Below are 8,122 nucleotides of genomic sequence, written 5' to 3'. Positions count from 1 at the left end.
GTTGTAGGACATTGCCCGCTAACTAAGACTCCCCTCGCAAAAGTGACACGCTCCCAGCATTTTTTGGCTTCCATCACGGTAATGCTTGGGAATCTGATAATAAAATCTATCTTACTACAGTTTGTTCTAATACATTCCCTAAAAGAGAGAGAGAGAAAGATAAAATGGAACTGGACAAAATGTCATTTGAGAAACCAATTTTTGGACAACTGTGGCAAGTAACCCTTGATCTACTCTCAAAAGCTGTCATTCGTCAACCCTTGTTAGAAAGAAGCTGTGATTTTCCCTCGGTCCATCCAGCATTTGTTGGGCAAGAAAATCGTTATCTGTATTTAAACGTCGCCTCTAAACCAACCAATAAAGCTCCCATTCAAGGGATCATGAAATATGATCAATCAAAAGGGGAACACCAGATTTGGAGTCCAGGGGAAAGAAGTTTTGCAGGAGAACCTATTTTTGTCCCCCGACAAGGGGAAATGAAAGAAGATAATGGTTATTTATTGTCCGTGGTCTATGATGCTTCTAACCATCGCTCATATTTGGTTATTCTAGATGCTGAAAATCTTACCACGCCCTTGGCTAAATGCCATTTACATCATCATGTTCCCCAAGGATTTCATGGTACTTGGACTCCTAATACTTTTATCAATGGAATTTCTTTATGACCAACAAGTTGATACAAAATATTAGATAGAACATTACTAGATAGAACATTTACACTAACAAAGATGAGACTGGGTAGAGTCGAGGGGAGCGATTAAATTCCGCCCCTCTCTATTAGATCCGAACGTGCGCCTTTCGGTGCATTCGGCTCCCGATATTCTTAGCTTTTGCTTTTGCCCATGTGCAAGTAGTTGTGACAGCTTTTATGTACTGCCACTAAATTGTTGTTACGCCAATTGGAATGGCTTTGTAAATTCTTCTTTGTAGGCGGAATAAGTTACGTCGAAATTTCTTCCAAGGTAAGGTTTTCCAAAGGATGTCACCTTAGATAGCTTATTTACGGGCTGTTTACCGTGATTTCGGCTATCAACGAATCGCACGAAGCATAAGTCTTCAATTGTGCAGACTTATGCTTTCAGTCTCATAACAACAATTCGTTGTTAAGTGTATGGGGAACCATTAAAAGAGTCCGAGAACCCTTCTTTTCGGACTCTTCTCTATGCTAAAATTAGCTCAGTGTGAGGATTTCGGCTTTTTTATCCTTCCCTAATGGTGGCTCCCATGTCCTCTCTAGTTTCTACCCACTCGGCCAAACCAATCCTCATCGAAGACTCTCACCTTCTCGACTTCTTCAAGGATTTCTTAGAAACAGACGTAGGCAACGGCAAAGCAGCCGACGATACCCAACGGACTTACCTTTGCCACCTCAAACAGTTCGTTTATTGGTGTCACACCAACACCGTCAACCCAATTGAAGCCACCTTCGCCAAGCTCAAACGTTTCCGGCGTTGGTTAGTCAAAGAGCAGCAATACCAAACCGCTACCATTTCCCTGAAACTCGCCGTACTTCGCCGCTTCTACGACGCTTTGCTCGAAAATGAATACATCAGCTTTAACCCGGCATTGCGCCTCAAACCCCCCACGGAGGTCAAAGATCCCGCCGCTACCATTAATTACCTCGAAAACGAGGAAATGAACCGGTTGTTAGAGAGTCTTCCCAAGGAAAATACCGTCCACGCCCTTCGGGATCGCCTCCTCATTTCCCTGATGTTGCTGCAAGGTTGCCGAACGGTGGATTTGCATCGGGTCACAATGGGGAGCATGGTGAAAAATGGGCAAAATATAGGTTTACAAGTCACCTCGAAACGCCACACACGAGTAGTCCCATTAACCCCCGATTTAGCCAAGTTATTACGGCGTTACTTGCGAGCAAGAAGAAAAGCAGGAGAAACAATAACCGAATCAACCCCATTGCTAATATCCCTGGCCCGTAACAACAAAAAGATTTGGAACCCTTTGAGCCGGCGTTCCATTCGGCGGATCGTAGACAAATATCTCAGTGCGATCGGGCTGAAAGAATTATCCTCTCCCAAAACCACCAAAAAGCTGACTGGGAGCCAAAAAAAGAAAAACTTGCCCACCACAGGCAAGAGCAACAAAGCGCATAACCTCTCAAAGTATAAACCCAAACCCAGGAATTTGAGCGCACACTCGTTGAGACACACAGCCGGAACTTTGGCCATGCGGGCCGGGGCTTCTCTACGCCAAGTGCAGGACTTGTTAGGTCATACTGACCCGAAGACCACCATGATCTACGCCCACATCGGGGATCGCTGGAGCCATAATCCGGCACTGTTGTTGTTGGCGAATAAGCCGAAATTGGAGGAAAATATAATGAGAAGATGCCAAAAACTGCAAAAATCGTTGAGAAGGATAGAGCCGTTGAATCTCACTCTTCATGAAGAAGAAATGTTGCAGATATTGGCCAAAATATCGGCTTAAAAGAGCAATTAGCCTAAAAAGGCGAAAACAGTTCCGTGAAATGTAGTAGGAGATGGTCCCACATTCACCGACCTGAGTTCGGTGGCGCGGTGGCGCTCGCGAACTCAGAGCGTTTTTCAGTTGAGTAGCAATTACTTTTAGTCTCAAAAGACAAGGGACACGGGGACACGGTGACACGGGGACACGGTGATCTCCCACTCTCCCTGTCCCCCACTCTCCTGGTCTCCTGGTCAGAAAGCTCGAAGATTTGTCTATCCAATTGAAAACTGCTATCAGGTCAAACGAAGGCAGAAGACGCTGCGCTACAAGGGCGAAGCCCTGGTCACCGGCCCAGAGTTGCGGAAGAAGGGGGAAAAATGTTAATTATGATAAATAAGATTAATCAACAAAAAAGTAAGTTGTAGAAAATTGTGGGTAAAAGAAAAAGAAACAAGAGAACACAAAAACCGCAACAAGTGAATCAAGGCACAGAAGAAAGACTAGCTCAAGAGCTAAAGATATTAATAGAAAGAAAAAGATATGGAGAAGCCTTGAAGAAAATCAAGGAAATCCGTAGAGGAGCTCCGGAACAAGAAATACCCGAAAAAGTAGAGGAATTATGGTTAAAAAAAGGGGAAGAGGAATGGTTAAATAAAAAATATGAAGAAGCGCAAAAAAGCTTCAGAAAAAGTGTGGAATTAGGATTAAACGGAGAGGGACATTATTGGTGGGCCAAGAGTTTATTATCATTAGAAAAAAGAGAAGAAGCCCTAGAAGTGATGAGGGAGGGATATGAAAAGAAATTATTAGGGTTGGAGTATGGAGGATGTTACTTAAAACTATTATGTTTACAAGGGAAAATAGACCGAGTAGAGGAATTAATAGTCCAAGAGGGGGAAAGATTTACCACAGAACAAAAGCAATGGGGAAAAGGAATGGTAGCACTGCTAAAAGGAGAGGAAGAAAAAGCAGCAGAGAACTGGGAAAAAATGGAAAAAAAGGTAAGTCCATCTGATTGTCCTTGGGCGTGGAAAATATATATAGAACAGAAGAGAGAGAATTGGTTAGAAGCAGAAAAAAAGTTGGAGGAGATAGGAAAAAAAGAGAAAAGAAGAGAAAAGAATCAGCAAATAGAGCAAAAATTATTAGTGAGGCAAGGAATAGGAAAAGGAGAATCGTTAATGGAAAAAGTGACAGAAAGAAGCGGAGAAATAGAGAACATAGAAGAGATAAGGGTGTTAGAAATGGTAAATTTGATGGAGAAGAAAAAATGGAGAGAAGCGGCAGAAATAGCCCAAAGAATAGGCAGAAAAAGAGAGGAATTTCCGGAAATGGAAAAGATTTACCGAGGATTGATGTGGGAAGCGGGAGAAGAAGCATGGCAAAAAGGAATGGTAGAATGGACAATAGAATTGTGGTGGACTATGGTAGAAGATAAGCCATTAGAGCCGGAATTTTTAGTAAGACTAAATCAAGCATTAAGGGAGATAAAAGAAAATAAAAAAAGCCAGAGGGTATTAAACAAATTGCTAAATTGGCTGAAAAAAGAAGGGAAAAAAGAGTATAGAGACTGGCCACAAAAGAGAAGGAGAGAAACACTAGGGAAATTACACTGCTATTTAGCAGATAGCTATATGGGACAAGGGTGGAGAGTCCAAGGTTCTTTAGTCCAAGGACTAAAGAACCTACGCACAGCAGAGGAATTATGTCCAGAATTACCAGATGTATTAGGAAGAAAGGGGTTGAAAGTAGGATTAATAGAAGGAAAAACAGAAGAGTCAATAGGAATGTTGCGTCGGGCCCTAGAAGAAGGATGTGATTCGGTGGATGTGTATCAAATGCTTAGAGAAGCATTAGAAGAAATAGAAGATAGAGAAGCATTAGAAGAAATACGGAGTAGTTTTGGGAGAAGGTTTGGAGATATGGGGGGAGAGTTAGAAGTCTTATTACCAGTATGGGAAGAAGCCTTATCAGAAGAAAGTTATGAGAAATTTGAAAGGAAAGTAAAAGAGGCAAAATTAAAAAAACCGGAAATGTCCGCTTGTAGAATTTTTATCTCAGAAACCATCAGAGAAACCAGAGGGGCTCAAGTGAAATTGAGACTAGAATCAGCCCAAGAAAAATGGGAAGAATTGCTGAAGAAATTACCAGCCAAAGAACAAATAGGAGTAATAGAAACCATAGGAGTAAGTCTGGTACGTTATGGAAAACGACAAAAGGGAAGAGCCAGTTTAATTGATGATTATGTCAAGAGATTGTGGGAATACGCACAAGAGGAGGAAAAAGCAAGGAAAGCCCATTTAGTGTTGCTCATAGTCAAGGGAAGTCAAGCCCAGAAGTGGCCAAATTATTTACGTCAATATTTAAGGAAAACCACTCAACCGAATCAAGCATTAGGGCAACTACAATTAAAAGTACGTCGTTATGGGAATGGGACGGGTTTAAAGGAGTTTATTGAAGTGGCCCTGGAAAATAACCCGCAAAATCCCCTATTGAGATTAGCATTAGCAACAGGGTTTCCCCCAGAGAGTCTTGAGTATCACAAGCTATCAGAAGAGGGGTTTGAATTGGCCCGTCGGTTACAAGATAAGGAAAGCCTAAAAGCGTGGCGAGAAGAAGAGGGGTTTGTAATGCACCAGAAATTAAGCCAATGGTTTGATTTGATGAGTTTAGAAGAAAGCCTATCGAAGATAGAAGAAATGATAGACAAGCTAGAAAGGGAAGTGTTTAAGAGGGATTTATCAGCAGAAGAGCGGCAAAAGATTTGGCAAGAGATCAAAAAAATCGTCTCAGCCAAAATAGAAATAGGTTTATAATAAAAGATCGGGGAGGATAATGAAGAGCCAAAAATGAAAAACGACTACGAAATTTTAGGAGTCTCAGCCGGGGCTAACCTAAAGGAAATCAAATTAGCGTATCATCAAAAGTTGAGGGAGTTTCGGTGCCATTCTCACCCAGAAGAATTTATGGCGGTGCGTCAAGCTTATGAAAGTTTGCGTCGAGGGGAGAGAAACAAAAAAGGAGACTTCTTTAACCCAGGGCCAATGAGAGGGAAAATCCAAGAAGAGTTAGTAGAATCGTTAGGGGAGCGAGTAAGGTCGAAAGTGGCTCTAAGTATAGAGGAATTAATTGAACTAACATTTTAAAACATGAGTCAATCACCAAGAGAACTAGCAAGGGAAAAAGGGCAACGAAATAAAGAACAAAAGGCGTTGCTGTGTGAGTTATTAAAGATAGTAGATGAACTCGACTCAGCCTGTGACCATTGGCAAAAAGTTGAACAAGAGTTAGAGCCAAGCCCTGAAAGTGGGTCAGAAAAATTGACCGAGACTCAAGCCAGGCCCGACTGGGGAGTGAAAAAGGTGTGGCAAGAGTTTTTAGAAAGGCTAGGAAAGAAAAAAGATTCTCCCCAACCCCAGTCCGGTTCAGTGGGAGAAAATCTCGAAGAAGTGGTGCAAAGTGCTAAGGAGGGAGTGGAGATAATTAGAGTGGAACTACTCGAAGTATTAGAGAAACAACAGGTAAAAGCAATAAAGACAGTGGGAGAGGTTTTCGACCCCCAGTGTATGTATGCAGTGGGGCTTGAAGCAACAGAAGAAATGGGGGAAAATAGGGTGGTCAAAGAAGTAGTACGGGGTTATTTATGGCAAAATAAAGTATTACGAGAAGCCCAAGTCATTGTGGCCAGCTTGGCAAGGGACTCCTAAGACCAGATAATAGAAGGAAAAATAGATGGGAAAAGTAGTAGGAATTGATTTAGGAACAACTAACTCAGTAGTGGCAGCCCTAGACAATGGGCAGCCGTGGGTGCTCCCAGACGAAGAAGGCTCACTAATTATGCCTTCGTGTGTAGGGTGGTCAAGCACAGGGTCTCTGTTACTAGGCACAGAAGCCCTCAGACAATATGGGGCAGCCCCAGAGAGAACCGTCAAGTCCATCAAGCGTAAGATGGGAACAGACCAGAAGATAAAAGGGGGGGAAAAAGAGTATTTACCCCAAGAAATTTCGGCCATCATCTTGCGGGGATTAGTGGAACTGGCCAACTCAGCTTTAGGAGAAGCAGTGACGGGGGCGGTGATTACAGTGCCTGCCTATTTTACCGACGCACAGCGACAGGCCACCAAAGAAGCGGGAGAAATTGCGGGCTTAGAGGTGCTACAAATTCTTAACGAACCCACAGCGGCAGCCCTAACCTATGAATTTCGTTCTCCCGAAACAGAGATAGTCTTAGTTTACGATTTAGGGGGAGGGACTTTCGATGTCTCGATTGTAGAAATTACCGCAGAAGTAACAGAGGTCTTAGCCAGTCACGGCAATAACCATTTGGGAGGAGATGATTTTGATCAACGATTAAAACAATACTTCGAGGAAAAATTTCTCAACAGCCATAAAGTAGAGGTAACAGAAGAACCAGCTATAGAAGCAAGACTGTTAAGGGCAGCAGAAGAGTGCAAATTAACCTTGAGTGAAAAAACCTTTACTAAAGTCAGAGAAGCCTACTTAGGGAGTAAAGGGAAAAAAGCCCTACACCTGGAACTAGAAGTATCAAGACGAGATTTTGAAAGTTTGATTGAACCGATGCTGTCGGAAACCTTGTCGGCAATAGATCGAACCCTCGAAGATGCGGAGTTAGATGCAGAGGATTTAGATCGGGTTATTTTAGTAGGAGGCTCAACGCGAATACCCTTAGTGCGTCGCCTGGTAGAAGAACATTTGGGACAACCGCCATTAGACAGTGTTAATCCCGATTTATGTGTGGCGTTGGGAGCAGCACTACAAGCAGGAGTTTTAGCCGAAGAATCCACTGAGTCGATTTTGGTAGATGTGATCCCTCATTCTCTGGGAATTGCAGTGGTGGAAGATACTCCTTACGGAATGCGTTCGGGAATTTTTAGTACCATTGTGCCTCGCAATAGCGTTATTCCTATCTCCCGCTCTGAGGTGTACACCACTGCCACCGATAACCAAGAAACCGTAAAGGTGGAGGTGTTTCAGGGAGAAAATTTCATCGCCAAAGAAAATGTCCCGTTAGGCTCTTTTGAGATTGAAGGATTGCCACCTCGGCGAGCGGGGGAACTAGAGATAGAAGTTCATTTTGATTTCGATCTCAATGGGATTCTCATGGTAACCGCCACAGAAAAAAGCCTTGGCACAAGCCAATCTCTTGAAGTTAGTAATGCCACCACCTCCCGTCTCTCTACTAACCAACTTCAACAATCAAAGGCTGAAATTGAGTCCTTATTTAAACCTTAACCCCCCACAGAACATTGAAAGGGTTTTTCAGTTGAGTAGCAATTACTTTTAGTCTCAAAAGACAAGGGGACACGGTGACAACCTGAGTTCGATATAAGAAAACTTGTCCAAAATCTGTCGAGTTCAGGAGTCTCGCGCCACCAATCATCTCGTCAAAAAAAACTTAACTCCAAACTCCGAACGGGAGCGCCACCGAACTCAGGTCTCCTTGTCAGAAAGCTCGAAGATTTGTCTATCCAATTGAAATAGAATACAAAGGAAATTCATTATCGAGTAAAAAAATGATGAACTCGAAACACAAAAGAGATCTGGTCGAATTAGCCATGAGTTGGGGTATCTGCATCGTCACCCTATTTTTAGGAGTAGGTTTGATGATTCCCTTCGTTACAGGGAATAAGTAAGTCAGCAGAATTAATTGTATATTTTATGGTATAGTTTTATCAGC

General features: G+C 42.7%; 6 protein-coding genes and 1 pseudogene. 6 read left to right on the top strand and 1 reads right to left on the bottom strand.

The window, feature by feature from the left end; genetic code table 11:
• Nucleotides 1-47 precede the first annotated feature (47 nt).
• Nucleotides 48-665: pseudogene (locus tag P9B04_RS10345) on the top strand (carotenoid oxygenase family protein); the annotation flags it as partial.
• Between the two features lie 214 nt (nt 666-879).
• Here P9B04_RS10345 and P9B04_RS10340 read toward each other — a convergent pair.
• On the bottom strand, nt 880-981 hold the full coding sequence (locus tag P9B04_RS10340) for a reverse transcriptase N-terminal domain-containing protein (RefSeq protein WP_342054910.1): 102 nt from the start codon (nt 979-981) through the stop codon (nt 880-882).
• 243 nt (nt 982-1,224) lie between these two features.
• Here P9B04_RS10340 and P9B04_RS10330 point away from each other — a divergent pair, with 243 nt between their 5' ends.
• The 5 genes from P9B04_RS10330 (at nt 1,225) to P9B04_RS10310 (ending at nt 7,677) form a co-directional block, all read left to right on the top strand.
• Nucleotides 1,225-2,445: a tyrosine-type recombinase/integrase gene (locus tag P9B04_RS10330; protein ID WP_446717987.1), complete on the top strand. Its 1,221-nt coding sequence runs from the start codon at nt 1,225-1,227 to the stop codon at nt 2,443-2,445.
• A gap of 410 nt (nt 2,446-2,855) precedes the next feature.
• A complete protein-coding gene (locus P9B04_RS10325) occupies nt 2,856-5,240 on the top strand; it encodes a tetratricopeptide repeat protein (RefSeq protein WP_342054908.1) in 2,385 nt (794 codons plus the stop codon).
• 33 nt (nt 5,241-5,273) lie between these two features.
• Nucleotides 5,274-5,570 (top strand): J domain-containing protein, encoded by a 297-nt coding sequence (locus tag P9B04_RS10320; RefSeq protein WP_342054907.1) that lies wholly within the window; start codon nt 5,274-5,276, stop codon nt 5,568-5,570.
• A 3-nt stretch (nt 5,571-5,573) separates the two neighbouring features.
• On the top strand, nt 5,574-6,131 hold the full coding sequence (gene grpE, locus P9B04_RS10315; protein ID WP_342054906.1) for a nucleotide exchange factor GrpE: 558 nt from the start codon (nt 5,574-5,576) through the stop codon (nt 6,129-6,131).
• Nucleotides 6,132-6,156: 25 nt separating this feature from the next.
• On the top strand, nt 6,157-7,677 hold the full coding sequence (locus P9B04_RS10310) for an Hsp70 family protein (RefSeq protein WP_342054905.1): 1,521 nt from the start codon (nt 6,157-6,159) through the stop codon (nt 7,675-7,677).
• Nucleotides 7,678-8,122: the final 445 nt, after the last annotated feature.

Source organism: Crocosphaera sp. Alani8, from assembly GCF_038442745.1.
Lineage (GTDB): Bacteria > Cyanobacteriota > Cyanobacteriia > Cyanobacteriales > Microcystaceae > Crocosphaera.
This window is presented reverse-complemented; position numbering and strand designations above follow the sequence as displayed.